The organism is Brevibacterium sp. CS2 (assembly GCF_005280295.1).
Taxonomy (GTDB): Bacteria; Actinomycetota; Actinomycetes; order Actinomycetales; family Brevibacteriaceae; genus Brevibacterium; species Brevibacterium pityocampae.
The window spans coordinates 1,185,859-1,209,626 of sequence record NZ_CP040020.1 but is presented as its reverse complement, the minus strand read 5'-3'; the positions used below and the strand labels follow the sequence as shown (position 1 = coordinate 1,209,626).

Sequence of the window (23,768 nt, the reverse complement as noted above, 5' to 3'; positions counted from 1 at the left end):
GAGCATGAGAACCCGCACATCGTGGCTGGTGACGACACGGTGCTAGCCACGGTGGAACCGGGTAAAGAGCTCGACCGTGACGATGCTCTCGCGCTGGCTAACACGCTGGATCATCCGCGCAAGATGTATGGCCGCGAAGTGAAGGTTCCGATCCGCCGCTACGACGCCGAGGCCGGCAAGAGAGTGAAGGTGGGCGAGAAGGACGGGCACGTGTGGCACTGCTCCCTGTCGCTGAAAGCAGACGCCGACGAACCGTTGACCGACGAAGCCTGGAAACTCATCGCCGAACAGTTCGTGGATCGCATGGGATTCATCGACCCGGACGGCGCGAAATCCTCACGATGGGTCGCGGTCCGGCATGGCATGTCGAAGAACGGAAACGACCACATTCACCTCGCCGTGCAGATGGTCACCGAGGACGGTTCCCGCGCACGAGAGCACAACGATCAATCACGCGCGCAGAGGATCTGCAGACAGCTTGAACGCGAGTGGGGCCTGGCGATCACCGAAGGTGCTGCCCTCAAGCAGACTCTGCCGCACGAGAAGCGGTGGGAACGCGAACGCAGCGAGCGGGAGCACGCTCCGCACTACGAGCGGCAGGAACTACGGCGGCGCCTGCGAGCGGCAGCGGCCGGAGCCACGAGCGAAGCGGAGTTCGTCCAGCGCGTCTACTCGTCCGGCGTCATCATTCGACCCCGCTTCGCGCAGGGCAGCACTGACCAAATCACCGGCTGCTCGGTGGCGCTTCCCGCACCCAAGGGCGTCGACCGTGACCCGATCTTCTACTCACCTGCGAAGCACCTAGACAAGAACCTGAGCTTGCCCAAGGTGCGCGCCTCACTCGGCGCACCAAAGGAAGGCGACCCACAAGCCGTGGGAGTGTGGCAGGAGCACCACACCGCCACCCGGAAGGACGCGCCACCGCAGACGCTTGCGCGCCCAACGGAAGCACTGCGGAACCGTCTCGCGGCTGGCAACGTGTCGTTGGTGGACCTCTCACGGATCTACGCATCCGCCTCGATCCACTTCGAGAAGGGCGAGGCCGGCCCCCTGGCCGAAGCCAGCGAACACATCGCAGCTGTGGCCACCAACCCGATGCAGGCCGGACACTCGGCCCGACTCATGGACCGGGCGCTCAGTCGGGATTCCATCGAGGGCTGGACGGCGCTCATGCGCCAAGCCATGAAACTCTCGCAGGTGATGAGCCGCAATCGGTTCGGCGGTGGCCGCGTCCAGCTCGCCGCAGCACATGACCAGGTACTCGAAGACGCCGCGAAGCGGCACAGTTCGGGCACCACAACAGCAGTGCGCGAGCGTTCCCCCGAGACGCGCGAACGCGGCCGAGGAGGCGGCGCAGCGATGAACTCCCGCGAACGGCTGTTCGGGATGCCCGGCAGCAGTGCGAAGCCGACCAAACCACCAAGGCCCGGACAAGGACAACCCACCCGCGACCCGGCGCGCGACCGCGACGACGGGATCGGACGATAGGAGGCGGAACCATGAGTGTGAACCCCGCAGAGGAAGAGACCGAGTCCTTCAACGAGATGGGCCGGATCGCACGCGGCCTCGGCATGGCCGGCATGCAGATCAAGGAAGCCGGCGAACGCAAACGTGAAGCACGAGAGCGAACGTGCAGAGCGCCAAGAACAAGGCGCTGAGGCAGAGCAGCAGCGGCAGGCTCAGGACCGCCACCGCGACGAAGCCGAAGCGGCCAAGGCGCTACACAAGGACGCCTACTCGGCGCAGTTCTGGAAGTCGACATCGAACGCACACCTGGATCGCTCCATCGTTGACGCCCAGGACCTCGCAGCAAAGGGCCACGGACCGGCGAACAGCGCCTACATGGCGTTCGCTGACCGCGTCCGGGACTTGCACGGTCTCAACATCGAAAACCTGACTTCTCAAGGTGCCGATGGAACCGCACGTTTCAACGCACTGCAAGCTGCCCTCGACGACCACAATGCCGCTGGCCGTCTGCGTGCCGAGGAACGCACGAACGACACCGCCGCCGAGTCGGTCCGGGAAGAACAGCAGGCGCAGGCCGAGGACGAAGCCGCCCACGATCCTGCCCTCCGCGAGGCCGCGATGAGTGAAGCCGCCGAGGCCGGTATCGACACCGACGACTACCTCGACCGGTTGTCAGCCGAGGACAGGGACGCGTTGCTGGCAGACCCGGAGAACCCGGAGGCGCGAGACGCCCGAATCGAAACAGCCACACGCGAGGACGCTGGGGCTGATGTCGACCGCACCCACTCGGAGTCCCACCCTGAGGAAAAGCACTACGACACCGCCGCCGATACAGCCGGCGACGACGCCGACCTTGCGCGGAAGCGCGAGCCCGGCCACCTGGCAGCCGCAGCGTCACTGCCTGACTCCCAGCACAACCGGGACATGAGCCGGCATCTGGACGAAGTCGCCAAGCGCGACCCACAGGCAGCTGCCACCAGACGGGAAGCGCTCAAGAACATCTCGGGCGACGCTAAGGACTACCTGCGGCGTTCCGTTGATTCGAAGGCTCATGTCCGCAAGGCAGGCCAGAGTCAGCCCACACGCGAACGCGAGCACGTCCAGCAACGCTGACGCACACATCAAAGGGGCACCCAACCGAAGCGGTTGGGTGCCCCTTCGTGTGCCGGTCAGTCGAGTCGGAACAGGTCTGGAACCGTCAGCGGAGAATGCGGCAACGGCTCCGGCATATCTCGCTCACCGTCCGGGTCCGTCTTGTTCGGATCGTAGGCATGGAACGGCCCCTGCGGGTCGAGGATGACCCGCATCATCGGGTCCAGGTAGTCGCGAAAGAACGTCACGATTCCCGGCCCGCCCTCCAGCCGCATCTTCTCCCAGGACGCCCACAGCGCCTCCAGGCGCATCACGACCTCCGAGCACCGCCACCACTGCGGGTCCCACCGGAACTGCGAGACATCGCGTAATGGCCGCGAGTAGTTCGGCAACAGCCAATCAGTCACCCACTGATCCAGGGACGAGTAGAACGGCTCGAAGGCCGGCTCCGTCTCCGTGATCTCTTCCTCTGTTGCTTCCTCGATGGGTTCGGCCGGTGCGAAGTCATCCGACATGCTGGTCCTCCTTGCCGATCTGCGAGGTCGACGCGCCGCTCTGGGTCGCCGAGGACGTCTACGACCAGGTGAGCGTCGAGACCGAGGTGCAGTCCGAGGACGAGGAAGAGGAGATCAAGGAGTTCCGCGACTTCGTCGAGCACGTCGACCCGGAAGAGTTCGAGAAGTGGACTGACTGAGGGCGCACCGGCCCCGGCCTATCGCGTCAGGTGCGCCTCGGGCGTCAGGCACCTCAGAAGCCTGACTACACCGTCCGCGTTCTCGACAGCGAGGGATCCCAGCCTGACCCAGGGCAATCAGACTTGGGACGCCTCCACGAACTCCGCGTAGTACTTCTGCGCGACGTTGGGGTGCGACCGCAGCCGCGATGCAAAGGCATTCTCCCCGTAGACGGCGTGCAGCGCGTCCCGCTCGTCCTGGGAGACTCCACGGGCGCGGGCGGCGAGCTCCGAAGGCAGCTGCACCTCGGGCAGCGAGCTGCGCAGTGCGGGATTGAAGAAGAACGGGACGGAGATCCGGTCCTTCCCCGGCTGGGTGGGGAGCACCCTGTGAACCGTGGCTCTCAGATACCCGCCGGTGGCAACCTCGAGCAGCTTGCCGATGTTCACGATGAAGACGTCTTCGATCGGGTCAGCGTCGATGTAGCCGTCATCGGTCAGCACCTGCAGACCTGTGGTGCCGGGCTGCGGGTACAACAGCGTGAGCACTCCTCCGTCGCGGTGCTCTCCAACCCCCTGCGTGACCGTCTCGTCAGCTGGGGCCGGGTAGCGAACGATCTTGATGAAGGACTCCGGACCATCCTCGAAGGCCGGAGCGAAGAGGTCTGCCGGCTGCCCGAGGCTCAGCGCCCATTCGGACAGCAGCTTGCCGCCCAGAACGGTGAGCTGCCGGTGCCACCGGTCGGTCACCTCACGAAGCTCGGGCAGAGACGCAGGGTACTGGTTCGGACCGGTCAGCCGATCGAAGGGGAACTGCGGATCTGCAACCGGTTCGCGGTTCGGACCGATGTCGATCTGCTCCCGCCAGTCGACCTTCCCCCGCGTTCGCTCCCCACCCGTCCGCGTGTAGCCGCGGAAGTGAGGGGACTTGGTGTTCTCGATCGCCAGCTTCTCCTCCTCAGGAAGAGCGAAGAAGCGCTGGGCCACGTCGATGATTTCGCCGAAGTCCTCAGCGGGAATGCCGTGGCCGGTGAGGTAGAAGAATCCGATTTTGTGGGTCACGCGACGGAGATCGTCGCGAAAGGCCTGGGCCGTACTCGGATCGTCGGCCCGGGACAGGTCGATGATCGGCAGTGTGGAATCTGACATTGTGCTCTCCTCGTCTCGTTGTCGCTTGCGGCGGGCCGTAATCGCCCGACGTCATGCTCCGCTCGCCGCGACTTCTTCCTCGCTGCGCAGCAATTCGACGAGCTGCTCGGCGGTCCAATCGTCCTTGAACTTCAGATTTCCCCCGTTGAGCTCCGTCACGGCCTCTTGCACCTCGGACGAGTGGTAGACATCGATGAGCGTCTCCCACCGCGGATCGTCGGCGTTCTCCTCTTTGGTGACGAAGGCGTTGATGTACGCGTCGTTCGTCCCGGACTCGAGGTCGTCCTTGTAGATGATGGCTTCGTCGCCGAGCCCGCCCTTCTGCGCCTGGGTGTTGTTGACGACCGCTGCAGCGGCCGAGCCGTTGAGGGCGGTGACGGTCTGATTCGAGTCGACCGGCGTGATCTCCACCTTCGCGGACTCGATCTCCGCCGGGGTCGAAAGCGAGTCGCCACCGTCCTTGAGGGTGAGCAGTCCAGCTTCCTGCAGGTTGAGCAGGGCGCGGGCCTGGTTCGTCGGATTGTTCGGAATTGCGACCTCCGCACCCTCCGGCAGTTCCTCGAGCGAGCCGTAGTCCTTCGAGTACAGCGCGAGCGGATAGACCGCCGTCGCTCCCACGGGAACCAGAGTCCCGTTGTTGTTGACGTTGTACTGCGCGAGGTAGGCGAGGTGCTGGAACAGGTTGATGTCGATATCGCCGTTCTCTGTGGCGGTGTTGATCTGCGTACCGTCCGAGAAGGTCTTGACCTCGGCCTCGATCCCTCCTTCGGCGAGCTTCTCCTGGATGATCAGCCAGTGCTTCTCCTGGCCGTCATCGGTCCCGATGGTGAGGACATCGTCTGGGCCTTCCGCAGAGGCTGCCCCTCCCCCGCACGCTGCCACGCTCAGCAGCAACCCGGCGGCGGATAGGGAAAGGGCGGTCTTCACCCACGAATGAGTTGTCGGACGGGTCATGGCATTCTCCTCGGCGTCGAGTTGAGTCTGATGCTCGGAACGCTATGCCCGAGGCGCATCCGGAGTATGTGGGGAATGTCTCAAAAAGTCGCGATTCGTCACACATCCACCTCAGGTGACGCACAAGGTCACCATATGACGATTGGCGGTTCCCGTTCAGCCGGCTCGTCGTTCACTGTCACCTGTGCAGACAACCGCAGGGAGTGATCCGGTGAGTGACATCGATCCCCACATCCGCTTCATAAGTATTTTCAAGGAGTACCCATCCCCGCGCGGCAAGGAGAGCAGCGTGAAGGCTCTCGACGGGGTGTCTCTCGACATTGCACGCGGCTCTGTCGTCGGCATCGTCGGCTACTCCGGTGCCGGCAAGTCGACCCTCGTGCGACTCATCAACGGGCTGGAGCTGCCCACATCCGGCAGCGTCGTCATCGACGGCACCGACATCACCGGACTGCCGGAGACCAAGCTTCAGAAGGTGCGCAGCCGCATCGGCATGATCTTCCAGCATTTCAATCTCTTCGGCTCGCGCACTGTCGCCGGCAACGTCGGGTACCCGCTGAAGATCGCCGGCTGGTCCAGGGAGAACATCAAGGCCAGAGTCACCGAGCTGCTGCGCTTCGTCGACCTCGAGGACAAGGCTGATGTCTATCCGAGGCGGCTGTCCGGCGGGCAGAAGCAGCGGGTGGGCATCGCGCGCGCCTTGGCAACCAGCCCTGAGATCCTGCTCGCGGACGAGGCGACCTCCGCACTCGACCCGGAGACGACGACCGAGGTGCTGGGACTGCTGCGTCGCGTGAACCAGGAGTTCGGAACCACCACCGTGGTCATCACCCACGAAATGGCCGTGGTCCGCGAGCTCTGCGACAACGTCGTGATGATGGAGAAGGGTCGCATCATCGAAGCGGGCAGCACCTACTCCCTCTTCTCGAATCCAGTGACCGACACCACGAGGAAGTTCATCGCCACCGCTATTCAGGGAACTCCGTCCGCAGCCACGCTCGAACGCCTCCGTGCCCGCCATCCGGGCACGATCGTGGCCATAGAGATCAACGAGGAGTACGGCTCGTCGGAGGTCAACCGCATGCTGGCGGCCGCGCAGGTCACGGGCACCGTGGTGTTCGGCGGAGTCACCGAGATCGGCGAGCGCCCGCTCGGCACCCTGACCTACGAGCTGACCGGACCACCCGAGGCGATCACCGCTGCGATCGAGCAAATCGCAGCACACACCCGCACCGAGGTGCTCTCCTCGCAGCAGCCCCAGAAGGAGGTTTCCCATGGACACTGATTGGCCGACTTTGCTCCCCGTCCTCCTGCAGTCGGTGCAGGAGACACTCGTCATGGTCACCGCCACCATCGTGCTGAGCGGCATCGCCGGGCTGATCATCGGTGCTGCGCTCTACGCCTCCCGACCAGGCAACCTGTTCGAGCAGCCGGTGGTGTTCGGAATCCTCAACGTCATCGTCAACATCGTGCGGCCGATCCCCTTCATCATCTTCATCACCGCCATCGGACCGCTCACTCTTCTGGTCGTCGGGACCACGATCGGCACGGCTGCGGCGATCCTGCCGATGACCCTCATGGCCTCGGTCGTCATCGGCCGGGTCGTCGAGCAGAACCTCGTCGCCGTGGACCCGGGAATCGTAGAGGCGTCCCGGGCGGCCGGTGCCGGGCGACTGCGCACTCTGTTCAGCATTGTCCTTCCCGAGGCGCTCGCCCCGCTCATCCTTGGCTACACCTTCATGCTCATCGCCATCGTGGACATGTCCGCGATGGCCGGCGTGGTCGGCGGCGGCGGCTTGGGCAACTTCGCGATCATGTACGGCTACCAGCAGTTCGACTGGAACGTCACCCTCGTCACCGTGACCGTCATCATCGTCATGGTGCAGGTCGCTCAGCTCGTGGGCAACTGGGTCTCACAGCTCATCCTTCGGAGGTGATCACAGTCCGCACGACGAGGCAATGCCACGACGGCACAATGCGTAGATCCCAGTTTCACCGGCGGTCTGCATCCGGATGCGGCACGGTGCGATAGGCGTGCACGGATGTGACGAGCAGCCAGGCGAACCCTGCGACAACCGCAATCCAGAGGGCAAGCACTCCGAGACCGCTCAGGCCGCGCCGAACGCGACACCTGAACTGTTCTGACCGGGGCGTGCAGTGAGCAGCGCAAGCCGGAACTGTTCAGCACTCTGATTTCGCGCCGCGCGGGCCTTCGCCAGTGCGCGCAGGACCATGTAGTCGAGCCGTGGATCGATGTGTTCGCGAAACTTCGACGGCGGCTCGGGTGCGTGATGAACGTGCTGGAAGGTGAGCTCCACTTGAGAGCTTCCCACAAACGAGGTCCGGCCAGTCAGCATCTCGTAGAGGACGCATCCCGCGGAGTATGCCCGCCTCATGAACGATCGCCCGCCACGCACTGAGCTGAGTCGCCTGCAGCCTCCGACGCCGCCCCGCGTACAGGTTGACGACACCAATGATGCAGTCATTCACGCGCAGCGGCATCGCATAGATCGATCCGAAGCCAACCTCGACCGATTTGGCGCTGAAAGTGGGCCAGCGCCGAACTCAATCTCCATTTGTGCCCCCGTGCTCCGATAGAGCTCGAGTGAGCTTCTGACAATTGCGCACTCCGGGGTCTGAAATGAGCTGCGCTTGGATCCTTCAGCCGTCTGCTTTCCTGCGGCTCAGGTCTAGACAAGGAAGCAGAAGACGGCGGTCGCAATGCAGATCACCAGCATCCCGATGGCGTTGACGAAGAGGTTGCGGCCAAAATCACGAGCGCGGATGTGCATGCTGATGGCGAGGATGAAATACACGATCAGGCACACAGTGGTGAGCGCGGCCAGGCCGGGAATCCGGATCCCGAGGATGAGGCCTGCCGCCGCTGCGAACTTGATCGGTGGAATCACCCACCACCAGCGACGCGGGAAGCCGACGTCCTCGAAGCACCGCCCGATGAACTCCAAGGGCTTGATGCACACGAGCCCGTCGATGAAAGAGATGACCGCCAGCAGGATGACCGGCCATACAGGATCCGGCAGGAGCTCCATAACGCATACCGTACCGTGCAGCGCAGCGACCGGCGGTGCGTCGCGTGGTGAAGCGCCTCTGCAACGACCCATTGAACCCGAGCCCATTTTCTCGACCACGAGTGATCACGGTCCGGGTGATGATGCCACCGGTGATGCCGCCGGTGGCCGCGGGCCCGCCAGCCCCCGCGGGACTCGCCAGCCCCCGCCCCTACCGCAGCGCCCGGGCCACCTCGCGCCGCTGGGCCTGCTCGACCGGATCGGGCACCGGGAGCGAAGCGATGAGACGCCGCGTGTAGTCGTGCTGCGGGTTGCCGAGCACCTGCGCACCTGTCCCCTCCTCCAGCAGCCGGCCGTGGAACAGCACACCGATCCGATCGGAGAGCATGTCGACCACGGCGAGGTCGTGGCTGATGAAGAGCGCCGCGTAGTGGAACCGCTCCTGCAGCTCGCGGAACAGCTCGAGCACCTTCGCCTGCACCGAAACATCGAGCGCGGAGGTCGGCTCGTCGGCGATGAGGAACTCCGGGTCGAGCGCGATGCCGCGGGCCAAGGACGCACGCTGACGCTGCCCGCCGGACAGCTCGTGGGGGAACCGGGCGGCATAGGACTGCGGCAGCTGCACGGCCTCGAGCAGGTCGAGCGCGGCCCGCCGGCGCTGCTGATCGCCCAGCTCCGGACGGTGCACCGCGAGCGGCTCGGCCACGCACTCGCCGATCGACAGGTGCGGGTTGAAGGAGGCCGCCGGGTCCTGGAACACGAACCCGATCCGCTTACGCACGGGTCGGAACGTCTTCTCCCTGAACCCGACCATCTCGTGGTCGAACACCGTGAGCGAACCCCCGGTGGCACGGGTCAGACCCGCGATCGCGCGCCCGATGGTCGTCTTGCCCGACCCCGATTCGCCGACGAGGCCGAACACCTCGCCCGGCCGGATCTCGAAGCTCACGCCGTCCACGGCGGTGAAATCGCTCTTGCCGAAGCCGCCCGGATAGACGATCTCGAGGTCGCGCGCGACGACCACCGGCGCGATATCCGGGCGCACGTCCGCGGCCGGATCGGCACCGGGAGCCGCGGCCGCCGCCCCCGCCGAGGCGCCTGTTGCAGCCTCGGCGACCGGCACCTCGGTGACGGAGAGCCGGGGCACGGCGGCGAGCAGCGCGCGCGTGTACTCGTGGGTCGGATTCGCGAACAGGGTGCGGACGTCGGCGGTCTCGACGAGGTCGCCGCGGTACATCACGGCCACCCGGTCGGCGAGGTCGGCGACGACGCCCATATTGTGGGTGATGAGGACGATCGAGGTGCCCATGTCGTCGCGCAGGTCGCGGAGCAGGTCGAGGATCTCGGCCTGCACGGTGACGTCGAGCGCGGTGGTGGGTTCATCCGCGACGATGAGCCGGGCCCCGAGTGCCAGCGCCATCGCGATGACGATCCGCTGCTTCTGCCCGCCGGAGAACTGGTGCGGGTAGTAGTCGTGGCGCTCCTCGGCGTTCGGGATGCCCACGTTCTCCATCGCCTCGACGACGCGCGCCCGCATCGCCTTCCTGCTCATCTTCGGGTTGTGGGCGCGCAGGCCCTCCGCGATCTGCCAGCCCACGGTGAACACCGGGTTGAGCGCCGTCGAGGGCTCCTGGAACACCATCGACACATCCGCCCCGCGCATCTGCCGCAGCTTCTGCGGGGAGGCGGTGAGGACGTCGGTGCCGGACAGGACGATCGCCCCGCCGGTCGTCGCGGTCTCCGGGAGCAGCCCGAGGATCGACTTCGCGGTCACCGTCTTGCCGGAGCCGGACTCGCCGACGATCGCGAGCACCTCGCCCGGGCGCACGCTCAGGTCGAGGTCGTTGACGGCGTGGACGTCGCCGGCGTCGGTGGCGAAGGTGACGTCGAGGTCGGAGATCGTCAGCCGGGCCCCACCCGCCCCGGTGCCGGCGGCCCCGGTGCTCCGGGCGCGGCTGTTCTCATCGTGCGCTGCAGCGAGGTTGTCCGAGGTCATCGCAGATCCCCCTTCGTCGTCGTGGCGGCCGAGGACCCGGTCGCCGAGGTGCCCGCGGCACCGGGGGCAGTCGCCGAGGACCCGGCAGCACCTTTCGCACGGGCACCGGCACCGGCACCGGCCCGCCTGCGGCCGCGGGCCCGGCGGCGCACGCGCAGGCGCGGGTCGTTGAGGTCATTCATCGACTCGCCGACGAGCGTGATGCCGAGCACCGTGAGCACGATCGCCAGGCCCGGGAACACCGAGGTCCACCAGATGCCCGAAGTGACGTCGGACAGCGCCTTGTTGAGGTCGTAGCCCCACTCCGCGGCCGAGGTCGGCTCGATGCCGAAGCCCAGGAAGCCCAGCGCCGCGAGCGTGAGGATCGCCTCGGAGGAGTTGAGGGTGAAGATCAGCGGGATGTTGCGCGTCGCATTGCGGTAGATGTGGCGGGTGATGATGCGGAACTTCGACTCACCGATGACCTGCGCGGATTCCACGAACGGCTCCGCCTTGAGGCGCACGGTCTCCGCCCGCACCACGCGGAAGTACTGCGGCACGAACACGACGGTGATCGAGATCGCCGCGGCCAGGACACCGCCGACGACGTTCGACTGCCCGCCGGAGATCACGATCGTCATGACGATCGCGAGCAGCAGGGACGGGAAGGCGTAGATCGCGTCGGCGACGACGACGAGGATCCGGTCGAGCCAGCCGCCGATGTAGCCGGAGATCAGACCGAGCGCCACGCCGATGAACAGCGACATGACGACGGCGACGATGATGACGAACACCGCGGTGCGCGCACCCCAGATGACCCGGGAGAACACGTCGAAGCCGCCGACGGTGGTGCCCCAGATGTGGGCCGCGCTGGGCGGCTGCTGGGCGCCGAACGCCCCCTCCGGGGTGCGCAGCTGGGCGTAGTCGTAGGGCGCGATGAGCGGGGCGAAGATCGCGGCGATGAGCACGAGCGCGCAGATCACCAGGCCGCTGATGAGCATCCCCCGCTGCAGGCCGACGGACTGGCGCAGGTGGCTGACGACCGGCAGGCGCGACCAGCGCGAACGGGAGCTCGACGGGGCGCCGGGGGTCGCGGACGCCTCGGGGGCGGGCGCTCCGGGAGCGCCGGGGGTGGGGGTGGTCTCGGTGCTCATCAGTACCTCACTCGCGGATCGATGAGAGCGGCGATGATGTCGACGACGAAGTTCGTCAGCGCGACGAGCACGGCCAGCAGGACGACGATGCCCTGGACAGCGACGAAGTCGCGCGCGGCCAGGTACTGGGCGAGCTGGAAGCCCAGCCCCTTCCACTCGAAGGTCGTCTCCGTGAGGACCGCGCCGGCGAGCATGAGGGCGATCTGCATGCCCATGACGGTGATGATCGGGATGAGTGCGGGCCGGTAGGCGTGCTTGGTGACGAGCCGGAACTCGGACACCCCGCGCGAGCGGCCGGACTCGATGTACTGGTTGCCGAGCGTGCCGATGAGGTTCGTGCGCACGAGCCGCAGGAACGTGCCGCCGGTGAGCAGGCCGAGCGCGACGGCCGGGAGCACCGCGTGGCGCAGCACGTCCCCGGCGGCGTCCATGTCGCCGATCCGCAGGGCGTCGAGCAGGTAGAGGCCGGTGGGGCCGACGACGCCGGACATGAGGAGCTCGGTGTTCCCGGTCGCGCGTCCCGCGACCGGTAGCACCGGCCACATCACGCCGAACACGAGCTTGAGGAGCAGGCCGGCGAAGAACACCGGGGTGGCGTAGCCGAGGATCGCGAGCACGCGCAGCACCGCGTCGGGCCAGCGGTCGCGGAACTTCGCGGCGACCATGCCGAGCGGGACGCCGACGAGGAACGCGACGATGAGGGCGAAGAAGACGAGCTCGAGCGTGGCCGCGCCGTAGGTCAGGAGGACCTCGGTGACGGGCCGGTTGTCCGACAGGGTGGTCCCGAAGTCGCCGCGCAGCAGACCGCCCATGTACTCGAAGTACTGGACGATGAGCGGGCGGTCGTAGCCGGCGGCGGCGACGCGCTCGGCGAGCTGCGCCTGCGTCAGCCGGCCGCCGAGTGCGGCGGTGATCGGGTCGCCGGTGATCCGCATGAGGAAGAACACCAGGGTGGTGAGGATCCACACGGTCGGGATGATGAGGAGGAAGCGGACGAGGATGTACCGGCCGAGTCCCGAGCCCTGACGGGTCTTCGGGGACTTGACCGGACCCTCGGCGAGTTCCGGGGCTTGCACGCTGGCTGTCATGGATTCGCAATCGGGCTGGGGAGCAGGGGTGTGGTGCGGCGGCGCTGTCCGCGGATCACGCGGGCGGCTCGCACGGGCCGGGCCCAGGGAGACCCGGACGCCGCAGCGGGACGGGCAGGAAGATCCTACCCGCCCCGCTGCGGTGGTGGTGCCGGCGGGCGCCTCGGCCGAGGTGCCCGCCGGGTGATCGGGTGACGTCACCCGGCCGGCCGGGCGAGGACCGCCCGACCGTTCGGCATCACTTGCCGAGGAGTGCCAGACGGAACTGGAAGGACGGATCGAGGGTGTCCTCGATGCCGGTGACCTCGGAGTTCGCCACGGCGATCTGCTCGCCCTGCAGCAGCGGCAGGGTGGGCAGGTCCTCGGACAGCGTCTTCTGGATGTCCTCGATCGCAGTGGTGCGCTCGCCCTCGTCCTCCATCGACACCTGCTCGTCGAGCTTCTGGTTGAGCTCGTCGTTGGTGTAGTCGTTGCCGAGGAAGCTCGGGGAGTCCTCGGTGTTGTAGAAGAACGGGACGAGGTAGTTGTCCGCGTCGGAGTAGTCCGGGAACCAGCCGAGCTGGTACTGCGGGTAGGCGTCGATGCGCTCTTCGGCGTACTGCACCCACTCCGTCGACTGGAGGTCGACGGTGAACAGCTCGGTGCTCTCCAGCTGGTCCTTGATCTGGGCGTACTCGTCGCCCGAGGACGGACCGTAGTGGTCCGGGCTGTACTGGAGCTTGATCTCGACGGGGGTCTCCACGCCGGCGTCCTCGAGGGCCTGCTTGGCCTTCTCGACGTCCGCGCCGCCGCTGCCGTCGCCGTAGGCGCTCTTGAGCTCCTCGGCCGCACCGGGCAGGCCGTCCGGCACGTGGCCGAACAGCGGGGTGTAAGTGCCCTTGTAGACCTGCTCGGCGATCGCCTCGCGGTCGATCGAGTGGGCCATCGCCTGGCGCACGGCCTTGGCCTTGTCCTCGTCGGCCTCGTCGGTCTCGGTGCCGAAGGGCATCGAGTCGAGGTTGAAGACGATGTAGCGGATCTCGCCGCCGGGGCCCTCGTGGACGGTGAGGTTGTCGTCGCCGCCGAGGTCCTCGATGTCGGTCGCCGACAGCGAGCGCCAGGCCACGTCGATGGTGCCGCTCTGCACGTCGAGCTTCATGTTGTTCGCGTCGGTGTAGTAGCGCATCTGCACCGCGTCGGACTTCGGCTCCCCGAGCGCACCCTGGTACTCCGGGTTGGCCTTGTAGGAGACGAGCTCGTTGAACTGGTAGGAGTCGATGGCGTACGGGCCGCCGAACGCCTCACCGGAGACGATGTCGTCGTCGGCGGTGATCTCCTCGGCGGAGAACACGTCCTCGTCGACGATCGGGCCGGCCGGGCCGGCGAGCACGAGCGGGAACGTCTGGTCGTTCTCACGGGTGAGGTTGAAGACGACCGTCTGCTCGTCCGGGGTGTCGATCGACTCGAGGCCGCCGAGCAGCGAGGACGGTCCGTTGGGGTCCTGGATCGACTTCTGACGGTCGAAGCTGAACTTGACGTCGGACGAGGTGAGGTCGTTGCCATTGGAGAACTTCAGGCCCTCCTTGAGCTTCACCTCGTACTTGGTCGGCTCGGTGAATTCGGCGGACTCCGCGATGTCGGGCTCGGTCTCGGCGGTGCCGGGGGTATAGGCGAGCAGGAACGGGAACACCTGCTGCATGACGAAGAACGAGCCGTTGTCGTAGGAGCCGGCCGGGTCGAGCACGGTGACCTTGTCGGTGGTGCCGATCGTCAGGGCGTCACCGCCGCCTTCACCGCCCTCTCCCGAGGTGTCGGTGGTGGAGGTGGAGCAGGCGGACAGCAGGAGCGCGGTGGCGCTCAGTGCTGCACCGGCTTTGAGCAGCGCACGAGTGCGAGTCATCGATACATCCTTATCTCGGTCGGGATCTCAGGGTGGAGATCCGCTGGGGCTCGGCCGACATCGCGCGAGGCGGTGGGCGGCTGCTGCGCTCAGATCTGAGCACGCCATCCCTGTTCCGTGGGCATCGGCTGAGAGACACGCATCATCGTAGTCCCTTCCGGAACTCCCGGCCCCTGTTCGCCCGCCGGACGCCCGAATGCAACCGAATCGTCACTTTCGCGGGGCATGCGGGCCGGGCACGCGGCCTCCCCGGTTGCGCGGGCTGCGGCCCTCCCGCACCTCGATGCGACTGATTCTGGAGCAGACGATGGAATTCAGTCGCAAACAGCCCCGAAGGGCCGATATTCGGCTGCCGTCTGCAGGAACAGTCGCATCCCCGGACCGGACGCCTCCCCGGGGCCGGCCTGAGCGGTGCGGAGGACGACCTCCGCACCGTCGGTCACTTGAGCGCGTTGCCGGCGGACCCGAGATTCTCGCAGGCCTCGACGATGCGCGCGGCCATGCCGGCCTCGGCGGCCTTGCCCCAGGCGCGCGGGTCGTACTGCTTCTTGTTGCCGACCTCGCCGTCGATCTTGAGCACGCCGTCGTAGTCGCGGAACATGTGGTCGGCGACGGGCCGGGTGAAGGCGTACTGGGTGTCGGTGTCGATGTTCATCTTCACCACGCCGTGGCTCACCGCGGCGGCGATCTCCTCCGCCGTCGAACCGGAGCCGCCGTGGAACACGAGGTCGAACGGCTTCTCCTTGCCGACCTCCGCGCCGACGGCGTCCTGGATCTCCTTGAGGAGCTCGGGACGGAGCTTGACGTTGCCCGGCTTGTACACACCGTGGACGTTGCCGAAGGTCAGCGCGGTCAGGTAGCGGCCCTTCTCACCGGTGCCGAGCGCCCGCGCGGTGGCCAGGCCGTCCTCGACCGTGGTGTAGAGCTTGTCGTTGATGGCGTTCTCGACGCCGTCCTCCTCGCCGCCGACCACACCGATCTCCACCTCGAGCAGGGTGTTCGCCTTCGCCGACAGCGCGAGGAGCTCCTCGGCGATCTGAAGGTTCTCGTCGAGCGGCACCGCGGAGCCGTCCCACATGTGGGAGCCGAACAGCGGCTGCTCGCCGTTGCGGGCGCGCTCGGCGGAGAGCTCGAGGAGCGGCTTGACCCACGCCTCGACGGCGTCCTTGGGCGCGTGGTCGGTGTGGAGCACGATGTTGACGTCGTAGCTCTTGGCGACCTCCTGGGCGAACGCGGCGAACGCCACGGCGCCGCGCACGCGGTCCTTGATCGTCGGGCCGGACATGTACTCCGCGCCGCCGGTCGAGATCTGGATGATGCCGTCGGACTCCGCCTCGGCGAAGCCGCGGATCGCGGCGTTGATCGTCTGGGAGGAGGTGCAGTTGACGGCCGGATAGGCGAAGCCGCGGGACTTGGCGCGGTCGAGAAGCTCGCTGTAGACCTCAGCAGTTGCAATGGGCATGTCGTCTCCTTGTTCCACCGGGCCGCGCTCGGAATCGGCGGCGTGCGGGTCCTGCCTCCGATGTTTTCACGTCCGCCCGGCCGGTGCCAGTCATCAGCGCGCCCCTCACGGGGCTCCCAGGAGCCCGCCCCCAGGTGCCCGCCGATTCCGCGCGGCGCGGCACCGCGGCAACGGGGGTGCGCAGAGCACGGGCGGGATGGCGCAGACCACGGACGGGGTGGTGCGGACGGCGCCGAGGCGCCCGCCCGGTGCCGGTCCGGGCGGGCGCCTCGGGCCCGGGTCACTCGCCCTGCGGCGCCCCGCCGTCTGCGCGAGCGGCCTCCCCGGCACCCGGCGCCTCGGCTCGGCCGCGGGTGAACGGGCCGGTGGTGCGGGAGAGCCGGTAGTCGATCCGGTCGTCGACGCGCGTGTCGACCTGCCGGCCGAACGCGTGGTCGAAGTCGTCGGCGAGCTTGCCGCTGAGCATCGCGTAGCGCTCCTCCCGCTCCCGCTTCTCCCGCAGCGCCTGGTCCACCTGCAGGCTCCGCAGGGTGGACACGGCCATGAGGAGCATGACCACGCTGAACGGCAGCGCGGTGGCGAGCGAGGCCGCCTGGAGCGCCTGGAGACCGCCGGCGAGCAGCAGGCCGATCGCCAGCGCACCCTCGAGGAGGGCGAACATCACGCGCGACCACGTGGGCGGGTTGGGGTGGCCGCCGGAGGCGAGCATGTCGACGACGAGCGAGCCGGAGTCCGAAGACGTGATGAAGAAGATCGCGACGAGGACGATCGCGGCGACCGACAGAATGGTGCCCAGCGGCAGGCCGGTGAGCACGTCGAACAGGGCGGCCTCGGCGACGACGCCCGCCTCCGGGTCGACGAGGTCTCCGGCACCGAAGATCTGCCGGTAGATGCCGGCGCCGCCCATCACGGAGAACCAGAAGAAGCCGACGATCGTGGGCACGAGGAGGACGCCGGCGATGAACTCGCGGATGGTGCGCCCACGGGAGATCCGGGCGATGAAGACGCCGACGAACGGCGCCCAGGAGATCCACCAGCCCCAGTAGAAGATCGTCCACGAGGAGTTCCACGCGGCCCCCTCCTCGCCGGTGTAGGCGCCGACGTCGAAGGACATGTCGAGGACGTTGGCGAGGTAGGTGCCGAGCGACTCGATGAAGTTCTGGAACAGGAAGAGCGTCGGGCCGAGGAGCAGCACCGAGATGAGCAGGATGCCGGCGAGGGAGAGGTTGATGTTCGACAGCCACTTGATGCCCTTGCCGAGACCCGACACGACGGACAGGGTGGCGAGGAAGGTGATGACGACGATGAGGATGACGAGGATCGTGTTGTCGACCGTGTCCACGACGCCGAGGCTCGACATGCCCGAGGCGATCTGCTGGACGCCGAGGCCGAGTGAGGTCGCGACGCCGAACACGGTGCCGAAGATCGCGAGGATGTCGATGACGTCGCCGACCCAGCCCTTGACGCGCTCGCCGAACACCGGTTCGAGGGCCCAGCGGATCGAGATCGGACGGCCGCGACGGTGCACGGCGTAGGCGAGCGCGAGGCCGATGACGGCGTAGATGGCCCAGGGGTGGAGACCCCAGTGGACGAAGGTCTGCGCCATCGCGAGCTGCGCGAGCTCGGTCTCGTCGCCGCTCCAGCCCGGCTTCGGGCTCGACGTGGCGTAGGTCAGCGGCTCACCGACGCCGTAGAACACGAGGCCGATGCCCATGCCGGCGGAGAACAGCATCGCGAACCACGACAGGAGCCCGAACTCGGGGCGCTCGTCGTCGTCGCCGAGCCGGATGCGCCCGAACTTCGAGAGCGCGATGCCGACGACGAACACGATGAACCCGGCGATGATGAGCATGTAGTACCAGCCGAGGTTCGTCACGATCCAGCCCTGCACCGCCTGCAGCGCGGTGTCGGTGGGGCCGGGGGCGAGGATCGCGATCACCGCGACGGCGAGGATGACGAGCAGCGACGGCCAGAACACCGCCGGTGCGACGTTGCCGCGGCCCAGGCGCACTCCCTGCCGCTTGAGCTTCTCGGTGATCTGCGCGTCGGTGTCGTCCTCGGCGATCTGGTGCCGCGGTTCGAGATCGGGGTCGATCGGGTCGACGCCGTCGTCGCGGGTGTCGGCGCGCGCGCCGGCCGCGCCGGTGCTGTCTGATGCGTTCATCCGGGTGTCCGTTCCGTATTCGCTGAATCGTCGTGAGGTCTGGGTTCCGTATGGCCTGGGTTCCGTGAGTCCCGGGTGTCGTACCGTGACGAGGGTACTCGGGAGATTCCCAGGTTTCATCCCCTGGACGCCCCGTGTGACGAGGTGCACGGCTAGAGTGCCCGGTATGAGCACCCCCGAGACGGAGCGTCCCGCATCCGAGGTGCCCCGTCCCTCGGGGACCGCACCCAAGCGCACCGTGCTGTCGTGGGCGCTGTGGGACTGGGGCGGTTCGGCGTACAGCGCCGTCGTCGTCACCTTCGTCTTCGCCCCCTACCTGACCTCCGGCGTCGCGGCGGACGAGGTCGCCGGCTCCGCGGCGCTCGGCTGGGTGACCGGGATCGCCGGGGTCGTCGTCGCCCTCCTCGCCCCGGCCGTCGGCACCCGCGCGGATTCGAGCGGTCGGCACCGGCTGTGGCTCGGCGTCAACACCTTCCTCGTCGTCGCCTGCGTGCTCGGCATGTTCTTCATCCGGGACTCCCCCGGCTACCTGTGGCCGGGCCTGCTGCTCCTCGGGCTCGCCGGGATCTTCTACGAGCTCGCCGAGGTGTTCTACAACGCGATGCTCTCCCGGATCTCCACGCCGAGCACCGCCGGGCGGATCTCCGGTTTCGGCTGGGGGCTGGGCTACTTCGGCGGGCTCGCGCTCCTCGTCATCCTCCTGTTCACCGTGATCCAGCCGGAGGTGGGCCTGTTCGGCGCCACCGACGAGGACGGGATGCGGTATCGGATCGTGGCGGCGGCCTCGGGCGTGTGGTTCGCGGTGTTCGCCGTCCCGCTGCTCGTGTTCGGCCCGCGCGATGTGCCGGGCGCGGCGGCCGGGCCCGGTGGGGGTGTGCGCGGCATGGTGCGGCAGTGGGGCCGGGACCTCCTCCACGTCGTCGAACGGATCCTCGACCTGTTCCGCAGCGACCGGGAGACGCTCAAGTTCTTCCTCGCCTCGGCGGTGTTCCGCGACGGCCTGACGACGATCTTCGCCTTCGCCGGGGTGATCGCACTCGGCTCCTACGGCTTCAGCGGTGCGGAGGTCATCTACCTCGGGGTGGCGGCGAACCTCGTCGCCGGGATCGGGGCGGTGAGCGCCGGCTGGTTCGACGACCGGTTCGGACCGCGCGCGGTGATCATCGTCGGGCTCGTCTGCCTCATCGCCGGTTCCCTGCCGATCATCGTCAGCGATTCGAAGACGGTGTTCTGGGTCGCGGCGATGTGGCTGTGCCTGTTCGTCGGCCCGGTGCAGGCCGCCTCGCGCTCCTTCCTCTCCCGGATCACGCCGCCGGAGCGGGCCGGTGAGAACTTCGGACTCTATGCCACGACCGGGCGGGCCGTGAGCTTCCTCGGCCCCTTCATGTTCTCGACCTTCATCATGCTGGTCGGCTTCCAGCGCGCCGGCGCGATCGGGATCGCGCTCGTCCTCACCGTCGGCCTGATCCTCTTCCTGCCGGTCGGCCGACCCGCCGAGGTGCGCGCACAGGAGAGCTGATCGCGCGGGCCGATCGATCACGCAACGCCATCGACCTGCCGCCTGTGCTCGAGACCCGGGCGGATTCTCGAGCATCCGTGACAGCTCGACGTGCCGATCGCGCGGTGCCGGCAGCTCGTCGCCCGAGGGCGCCTCGGCGGCGGGCATCCGACCTTACTCAGCGGTAACGGTCAATTGTGACTGTTGCCACTCCGGCTACTACACTGGGATGCAGACCCCATCCCTGAACGAACGATCGAGGAAGATCCATGGATAATCTGCTGAGCAAGGAAGAACTCGAGTTCGCACAGCACATGCGCGAGTTCTATCGCACCGAGATCCCCGAGGACATCCGTCGCCGCAACGCGATCGGCGAGGAACTGAGCAAAGAGGACATGGTCACCTCGATGCAGATCCTCAACAAACACGGCTACGCGGTGCCCAACTGGCCCGTCGAGTGGGGCGGCCAGGACTGGACTCCGGTGCAGCGCCACATCTGGCTCGAGGAGATGCAGCTCGCCTCCGTGCCCGCGCCGCTGGCGTTCAACGCCTCGATGGTCGGCCCGGTGATCGCGACCTTCGGCAGCCAGGAGATCAAGGAACGGTTCCTCCCCAAGACCGCCAACCTCGACATCTGGTGGAGCCAGGGCTTCTCCGAGCCCGACGCCGGCTCCGACCTCGCCTCCCTCAAGACCACCGCGGTCAAGCAGGGCGACAAGTACATCGTCAACGGGCAGAAGACCTGGACGACGCTCGGCCAGTACGGCGACTGGATCTTCATGCTCGTGCGCACGGATCCGAACGTGAAGAAGCAGGCCGGCATCTCCTTCCTGCTCATCGACATGAGGACCCCGGGTGTCACCGTGCGCCCGATCCAGCTCATCGACGGCGGCCACGAGGTCAACGAGGTGTTCTTCGAGAACGTCGAGGTCCCGGTCGAGAACCTGGTCGGCGAGGAGAACAAGGGCTGGACCTACGCGAAGTTCCTGCTCGGCAACGAGCGCACCGGGATCGCCCGGATCGGCGCCTCGAAGGTTGCACTCGCCCGCGTCAAGGCCTACGCCGCAACCACCCGCACCCCGCGCGGCACGCTCCTGCAAGACCCGCTGTTCTCGGCGCGCCTGACCAAGGTCGAGGCCGAGCTCACCGCGCTCGAGTTCACCCAGCTGCGCATCCTGTCGACCCAGGCGGCCGGCTCCGACAAGCCGGACCCGCGGTCCTCGGTGCTCAAGCTGCGCGGCTCCAAGCTGCAGCAGGACATCACCGAGCTGCTCGTCGACGTGCTCGGCCCGCAGGCCCTCGACTTCGTCGACTCCCGCGAGGTCGCCGACGGCTTCACCACCCTGCCGCCCGGTGCCTCCGACGCCCTCAAGGCGTACTTCAACTACCGCAAGGTGACGATCTACGGCGGTTCGTCCGAAGTCCAGCGGTCCATCATTTCCAAGGCTCTGCTCGGCCTCTGAGCCGCGACGATATTCGAAGGAGAATCGCCCCATGGATCTCGAACTCACCGATGTTCAGCAGGAGCTCGGCTCGACCGTCGCCCGCCTGCTCAAGACCAAGTACGACGCGGGCACCCGCGAAGCCCTCCTCGCCACCGACCGGGGTTGGAGCGAGGAGATGTGGAACCAGTACGCCGAGATCGGCCTGCTGGGACTCCCGTTCGCCGAGGAGCACGGCGGTGCCGGCATGGGCTTCGCCGAGGTCGCCGTGGTGATGGAGGAGTTCGGCCGTGCCCTCGTGCTCGAGCCCTACCTCCCCACCGTGGTGCTCGGCGGCGGCCTGGTGGACGCCGTCGGCACCGACGAGCAGAAGTCACAGGTGCTGCCCGGCGTCGCCGAGGGCACGACCTTCCTCGCCTTCGCCGGCCAGGAGCCCAACAGCCGCTACGACCTCACCAGCCCGGCGACCACCGCCGCGGTGTCCGGTGACGGCGCGACGCTCACCGGTGAGAAGTCCGGTGTGCTCGGCGGCGACGCCGCCACGCAGTTCGTCGTGTCCGCGGCCGTCGACGGCGGCGTGGGCCTGTTCCTCGTCGACGCGCAGGCCGAGGGCGTGACCGTCGACGTGCGCACGCAGGCCGACGGCCTCAAGACCGCCTCGGTGCTGTTCGAGAACGCACCGGCCACCCGTCTGGGAACCGGCGATGCGAGCGATGCGATCGCCCGCGTCATCGACACCGCCAACGCCGCGCTCGCCGCGGAGGCCGTCGGTGCGATGTCGGCCTCGCTGAAGATGACCGCGGAGTACCTCCACACCCGCGAGCAGTTCGGGGCGCCGATCGGCCGCAACCAGGTGCTCCAGCACCGGGCGGCGGACATGTACGCGACTCTCGAGGGCGCGAAGAGCATGGCGCTGTACTCGAAGCTCGCGATCACGCAGGACGTGGACGGCACCTCGAAGTCGCGTCACGCCGACGTCATCGCCGCGAAGATCATCGTCGACGACGCCGCCGAGCAGATCAGCCAGGAGTCGATCCAGATGCACGGCGGCATCGGCATGACGATGGAGTACCCCATCGGCCACTACGCCAAGCGCCTCACCGTCATCCCGCGCACCTTCGACGACGAGGACTCGCTCGTCGCGGAGCTCGCCGGGCTCGGCGGACTCATCGAGCCGGAAGCCGCAGATGTGAGCTGAGTCCCGGTCTCCGACAGCACAGAGCCCCTCGGTCACCCGAGGGGCTCTGTCGTGTCAGCCGGTCCTGCCGGTCGACCGCGCTGGGCGCCGCAGCCGACCGCCCGGCTCACCGCTGCGGCCGGGTCGGCGTCGAACTCAGCGCCGCGGTGGCCGGAAGCGGTCCTGCGGGTTCTGTCCCGGATGACCCTGACCCGGGTGGTTCTGACCGGGGAATCCTCCCTGCTGCCCAGGAGGGTACTGCCCGGGCGCGTGCTGACCGGGCATCTGCGGCCCGCCCTGGGGATGTCCTCCGGGGTGGCCGCTGCCCGGCTGCACCGGCGGGGAGCCCGCGGGTCCGCCGCAGCCCGCAGGTGCCGGTCCGGAGCCGTACCCCAGTGCGGGCCCCGAGCCGTACGGGCCGGGCTGCTGCTGACCGGGCTGGGGTCCGGGGCCGTGGTGGCCGGGCGCGGGTCCCGAGCAGTACTGACCCGGCTGAGGTCCCGAGCCGTATTGCCCCGGCTGAGGTCCCGAGCCGTATTGCCCCTGCTGAGGTCCCGAGCCGTACTGACCCGGCTGCGGACCCGAGCCGTAGGGACCGGCTGCCGCTGCAGGTCCGCCCGGGTACCCCTGACCGCCGGGGGCACCGTACTGCGCACCCGGGGCACCGAATCCGGCGCCCTGCTGCTGCCGCTTCTTCTTCCGCGACATGACGATGAGCACGATGATGAGTGCCACGATCCCGAGGATCACGATGATGCCGATGACGATGAGGACCCACCACGGGAACCCTGAGGCCTGCGCCTCAGCGGTGAGCTCTTCGCCCTCGAAGGTCTGCAGGTCCCAGGACGCGGTCGAGCCGTTGACCTCCGCACCGGGCGCATCGATGACCTTGCCCGGGAAGGTGAACGCGATGACCGACTCGTCGAGCATCGAGCGGATGCTGTCGACGCCGAGACCGGTGTCGATGCCGGGTGCGGCGCCGGGGTAGCCGCCCGTCGGCGGGGCGGGCATGTCCATCGACGGCATCGCCACCGGGTTGGGCATCGACAGGGAGATCGTGCCGTCCTGCTCGCTCAGCGAGAGCTGCGAGATGAATCCGAGCTCGTCCTCGGTGAACTCGGTGGGGTCGACGTCATCGAGGGTGAACCGGATACCGACGTAGAGCTCGTCGTGCACCTCCCCCGTGGTCACGCCGCGGTCGGACATGTCCGGCACGTCCCCGGTCATCTCTTCCAGGGCCTCGTCCGTGGTCTGCCCGAGATCTTCGACCGCGGACTTCTTCATCATCACCGACATCGTCCCGGACAGTGTGAGGTCCGTGCTCACGTCGAGGTCGGAGTTGAGCTTCACACAGCCGGTGAGGACGAACAGGGTGAGCAGGAGGAGTGCGACCCCGGCGAGACGTGAACGCCGAGCGCGAGGCGGCAGGGACGCGGTGGGTGCCGGGGACATGGCCGAGCCTTTCGACGATGAGTGCTGGCTCAAACCTATGCGGCAGGCGGCCTCCCGCGCCACTGCCGGGCCGGCCCGTGGGCAGCGGACTCCCCGGTCCTGCCGTCCCCGTG

Annotated in this window: 20 protein-coding genes; 8 read left to right on the top strand and 12 right to left on the bottom strand. The window is 67.7% G+C overall.

Annotation, left to right across the window (positions count from 1 at the left end):
- Positions 1-21 precede the first annotated feature (21 nt).
- A complete protein-coding gene (locus FDF13_RS05280) occupies positions 22-1,488 on the top strand; it encodes a relaxase/mobilization nuclease domain-containing protein (protein WP_175406870.1) in 1,467 nt (488 codons plus the stop codon).
- Positions 1,489-1,611: 123 nt separating this feature from the next.
- Positions 1,612-2,580: a hypothetical protein gene (locus tag FDF13_RS05275; RefSeq protein WP_137318751.1), complete on the top strand. Its 969-nt coding sequence runs from the start codon at positions 1,612-1,614 to the stop codon at positions 2,578-2,580.
- Between the two features lie 56 nt (positions 2,581-2,636).
- On the opposite strand, the gene FDF13_RS05270 is transcribed toward FDF13_RS05275, so the two are convergent.
- A complete protein-coding gene (locus tag FDF13_RS05270; RefSeq protein ID WP_137318750.1) occupies positions 2,637-3,074 on the bottom strand; it encodes a DUF4913 domain-containing protein in 438 nt (145 codons plus the stop codon).
- Positions 3,075-3,085: 11 nt separating this feature from the next.
- Between FDF13_RS05270 and FDF13_RS14685 the strand changes: the two genes are divergently transcribed.
- Positions 3,086-3,253, top strand: a complete 168-nt coding sequence (locus FDF13_RS14685; protein WP_175406869.1) for a hypothetical protein — start codon at positions 3,086-3,088, stop codon at positions 3,251-3,253.
- Between the two features lie 117 nt (positions 3,254-3,370).
- Here the strand turns inward: FDF13_RS14685 and FDF13_RS05265 are convergent, their stop codons facing one another.
- Complete coding sequence (locus FDF13_RS05265; protein WP_137318749.1) at positions 3,371-4,381, bottom strand: isopenicillin N synthase family oxygenase; 1,011 nt, start codon at positions 4,379-4,381, stop codon at positions 3,371-3,373.
- Between the two features lie 51 nt (positions 4,382-4,432).
- The gene (locus tag FDF13_RS05260; protein ID WP_137318748.1) at positions 4,433-5,308 is read right to left on the bottom strand and encodes a MetQ/NlpA family ABC transporter substrate-binding protein; all 876 of its coding nucleotides are present in this window, start codon (positions 5,306-5,308) and stop codon (positions 4,433-4,435) included.
- A 238-nt stretch (positions 5,309-5,546) separates the two neighbouring features.
- Between FDF13_RS05260 and FDF13_RS05255 the strand changes: the two genes are divergently transcribed.
- Positions 5,547-6,620: a methionine ABC transporter ATP-binding protein gene (locus FDF13_RS05255; protein WP_254668921.1), complete on the top strand. Its 1,074-nt coding sequence runs from the start codon at positions 5,547-5,549 to the stop codon at positions 6,618-6,620.
- Positions 6,610-7,272, top strand: coding sequence for a methionine ABC transporter permease (locus FDF13_RS05250; RefSeq protein ID WP_137318747.1), 663 nt, complete (start codon positions 6,610-6,612; stop codon positions 7,270-7,272). Before FDF13_RS05255 ends, FDF13_RS05250 begins: the two co-directional genes overlap by 11 nt.
- Positions 7,273-7,443: 171 nt before the next feature.
- Here the strand turns inward: FDF13_RS05250 and FDF13_RS05240 are convergent, their stop codons facing one another.
- From FDF13_RS05240 to FDF13_RS05205, 8 genes are all read right to left on the bottom strand, one after another.
- Positions 7,444-7,653: a hypothetical protein gene (locus FDF13_RS05240; RefSeq protein ID WP_137318746.1), complete on the bottom strand. Its 210-nt coding sequence runs from the start codon at positions 7,651-7,653 to the stop codon at positions 7,444-7,446.
- 372 nt (positions 7,654-8,025) lie between these two features.
- Positions 8,026-8,385 carry a DoxX family protein gene (locus tag FDF13_RS05235; protein WP_137318745.1) on the bottom strand — a complete coding sequence of 120 codons (360 nt, stop codon included), beginning with the start codon at positions 8,383-8,385 and terminating at the stop codon, positions 8,026-8,028.
- 190 nt (positions 8,386-8,575) lie between these two features.
- Entirely contained in the window at positions 8,576-10,360 is a 1,785-nt protein-coding gene (locus FDF13_RS05230; RefSeq protein WP_137318744.1) for an ABC transporter ATP-binding protein, read from the bottom strand.
- Positions 10,357-11,493 (bottom strand): ABC transporter permease, encoded by a 1,137-nt coding sequence (locus tag FDF13_RS05225; RefSeq protein WP_137318743.1) that lies wholly within the window; start codon positions 11,491-11,493, stop codon positions 10,357-10,359. Before FDF13_RS05225 ends, FDF13_RS05230 begins: the two co-directional genes overlap by 4 nt.
- Positions 11,493-12,581 (bottom strand): ABC transporter permease, encoded by a 1,089-nt coding sequence (locus FDF13_RS05220; RefSeq protein WP_137318742.1) that lies wholly within the window; start codon positions 12,579-12,581, stop codon positions 11,493-11,495. Before FDF13_RS05220 ends, FDF13_RS05225 begins: the two co-directional genes overlap by 1 nt.
- A gap of 238 nt (positions 12,582-12,819) precedes the next feature.
- The gene (locus FDF13_RS05215) at positions 12,820-14,460 is read right to left on the bottom strand and encodes an ABC transporter substrate-binding protein (protein ID WP_137318741.1); all 1,641 of its coding nucleotides are present in this window, start codon (positions 14,458-14,460) and stop codon (positions 12,820-12,822) included.
- Positions 14,461-14,899: 439 nt separating this feature from the next.
- A complete protein-coding gene (fbaA, locus tag FDF13_RS05210) occupies positions 14,900-15,922 on the bottom strand; it encodes a class II fructose-bisphosphate aldolase (RefSeq protein ID WP_137318740.1) in 1,023 nt (340 codons plus the stop codon).
- A 280-nt stretch (positions 15,923-16,202) separates the two neighbouring features.
- Positions 16,203-18,086 carry a BCCT family transporter gene (locus FDF13_RS05205; RefSeq protein ID WP_137318739.1) on the bottom strand — a complete coding sequence of 628 codons (1,884 nt, stop codon included), beginning with the start codon at positions 18,084-18,086 and terminating at the stop codon, positions 16,203-16,205.
- 166 nt (positions 18,087-18,252) lie between these two features.
- Between FDF13_RS05205 and FDF13_RS05200 the strand changes: the two genes are divergently transcribed.
- The 3 genes from FDF13_RS05200 to FDF13_RS05190 all read left to right on the top strand — a co-directional run bounded on the left by FDF13_RS05200 (position 18,253) and on the right by FDF13_RS05190 (position 22,224).
- On the top strand, positions 18,253-19,605 hold the full coding sequence (locus tag FDF13_RS05200; protein ID WP_137318738.1) for an MFS transporter: 1,353 nt from the start codon (positions 18,253-18,255) through the stop codon (positions 19,603-19,605).
- A gap of 248 nt (positions 19,606-19,853) precedes the next feature.
- The gene (locus FDF13_RS05195; RefSeq protein ID WP_137318737.1) at positions 19,854-21,047 is read left to right on the top strand and encodes an acyl-CoA dehydrogenase family protein; all 1,194 of its coding nucleotides are present in this window, start codon (positions 19,854-19,856) and stop codon (positions 21,045-21,047) included.
- Between the two features lie 31 nt (positions 21,048-21,078).
- Positions 21,079-22,224: an acyl-CoA dehydrogenase family protein gene (locus tag FDF13_RS05190; RefSeq protein ID WP_137318736.1), complete on the top strand. Its 1,146-nt coding sequence runs from the start codon at positions 21,079-21,081 to the stop codon at positions 22,222-22,224.
- A gap of 135 nt (positions 22,225-22,359) precedes the next feature.
- On the opposite strand, the gene FDF13_RS05185 is transcribed toward FDF13_RS05190, so the two are convergent.
- Positions 22,360-23,655: a hypothetical protein gene (locus tag FDF13_RS05185; protein ID WP_137318735.1), complete on the bottom strand. Its 1,296-nt coding sequence runs from the start codon at positions 23,653-23,655 to the stop codon at positions 22,360-22,362.
- Positions 23,656-23,768 lie beyond the last annotated feature (113 nt).

Bases quoted from the DNA above. Each gene is read 5' to 3' on its own strand.
- FDF13_RS05270 (WP_137318750.1), bottom strand. From the start codon at position 3,074: ATGTCGGATGACTTCGCACCGGCCGAACCCATCGAGGAAGCAACAGAG.
- FDF13_RS05235 (WP_137318745.1), bottom strand. From the start codon at position 8,385: ATGGAGCTCCTGCCGGATCCTGTATGGCCGGTCATCCTGCTGGCGGTC.
- FDF13_RS05195 (WP_137318737.1), top strand. From the start codon at position 19,854: ATGGATAATCTGCTGAGCAAGGAAGAACTCGAGTTCGCACAGCACATG.
- FDF13_RS05230 (WP_137318744.1), bottom strand. From the start codon at position 10,360: ATGACCTCGGACAACCTCGCTGCAGCGCACGATGAGAACAGCCGCGCC.
- fbaA (WP_137318740.1), bottom strand. From the start codon at position 15,922: ATGCCCATTGCAACTGCTGAGGTCTACAGCGAGCTTCTCGACCGCGCC.
- FDF13_RS05190 (WP_137318736.1), top strand. From the start codon at position 21,079: ATGGATCTCGAACTCACCGATGTTCAGCAGGAGCTCGGCTCGACCGTC.
- FDF13_RS05250 (WP_137318747.1), top strand. From the start codon at position 6,610: ATGGACACTGATTGGCCGACTTTGCTCCCCGTCCTCCTGCAGTCGGTG.
- FDF13_RS05200 (WP_137318738.1), top strand. From the start codon at position 18,253: ATGAGCACCCCCGAGACGGAGCGTCCCGCATCCGAGGTGCCCCGTCCC.
- FDF13_RS05205 (WP_137318739.1), bottom strand. From the start codon at position 18,086: ATGAACGCATCAGACAGCACCGGCGCGGCCGGCGCGCGCGCCGACACC.
- FDF13_RS05215 (WP_137318741.1), bottom strand. From the start codon at position 14,460: ATGACTCGCACTCGTGCGCTGCTCAAAGCCGGTGCAGCACTGAGCGCC.
- FDF13_RS05220 (WP_137318742.1), bottom strand. From the start codon at position 12,581: ATGACAGCCAGCGTGCAAGCCCCGGAACTCGCCGAGGGTCCGGTCAAG.
- FDF13_RS05225 (WP_137318743.1), bottom strand. From the start codon at position 11,493: ATGAGCACCGAGACCACCCCCACCCCCGGCGCTCCCGGAGCGCCCGCC.
- FDF13_RS05185 (WP_137318735.1), bottom strand. From the start codon at position 23,655: ATGTCCCCGGCACCCACCGCGTCCCTGCCGCCTCGCGCTCGGCGTTCA.
- FDF13_RS05265 (WP_137318749.1), bottom strand. From the start codon at position 4,381: ATGTCAGATTCCACACTGCCGATCATCGACCTGTCCCGGGCCGACGAT.